Below are 766 nucleotides of genomic sequence, written 5' to 3'. Positions count from 1 at the left end.
GGATCAAAGCTTGTTTGCCAGCTCCCCGGGGCTTTTCGCAGGCTACCGCGTCCTTCATCGCCTGTGATCGCCAAGGCATCCACCACATGCACTTGTTCGCTTGACCCTATAACGAGTCTGTCTCTCGATCATCGTTAGCGCTTTAGCGCTTACGATGATCCGATACAAAGTACGTTACAGGTTGAGTTCTCGCGTTGTGCCGTATTCCAATTAGAGCCGAACAATGAAGTTCGAATCATCTTGAGATACATCGATACAATCACAACCCGGATAGTTTCCACGTCCATCTCAAAGACGCTTCCGCTATCCAAATTACTTACTTCTTCCAGATTGTTAAAGAACGACAGCCGATACTTTCGTACCGCTCTGACTGGCTCAATCGCCAATGACAAAGACTCGACCCAAGTCGAACGCTTGTCATTGAGGATTGGTGGAGGCAGACGGGATCGAACCGACGACCCCCTGCTTGCAAAGCAGGTGCTCTCCCAGCTGAGCTATGCCCCCATGTACAGAATTCCTCAGGTGTGTACCGCCACACAAGACGGTGGTGGGTCTGGTTGGATTCGAACCAACGACCCCCGCCTTATCAAGACGGTGCTCTAACCGACTGAGCTACAGACCCCTGAGTCTGTCTTTAATTTACAGCCGATAAGCGTGAGCGCTCAACTTTGCGAGATAGCTCTGGAAAGGAGGTGATCCAGCCGCACCTTCCGATACGGCTACCTTGTTACGACTTCACCCCAGTCATGAATCCTACCGTGGTGAC

At 51.6% G+C, this 766-nt stretch carries 2 tRNA genes and 2 rRNA genes; all 4 read right to left on the bottom strand.

Features of this window, described 5'->3' with window-relative positions:
- Window positions 1-106, bottom strand: a 23S ribosomal RNA gene (locus tag HW466_RS30980); the annotation flags it as partial.
- 322 nt (window positions 107-428) lie between these two features.
- Window positions 429-504: transfer RNA gene (locus HW466_RS30975), tRNA-Ala, on the bottom strand.
- 41 nt (window positions 505-545) lie between these two features.
- Window positions 546-622, bottom strand: a tRNA-Ile gene (locus tag HW466_RS30970).
- Window positions 623-685: 63 nt separating this feature from the next.
- Window positions 686-766: ribosomal RNA gene (locus HW466_RS30965) — 16S ribosomal RNA — on the bottom strand; the annotation flags it as partial.

The sequence above is a fragment of the Burkholderia territorii genome (assembly GCF_902833055.1).
Lineage (GTDB): Bacteria > Pseudomonadota > Gammaproteobacteria > Burkholderiales > Burkholderiaceae > Burkholderia > Burkholderia territorii.
Note: the sequence above shows the minus strand (reverse complement) of the source record. Positions and strands in the feature narration are given on the sequence as shown.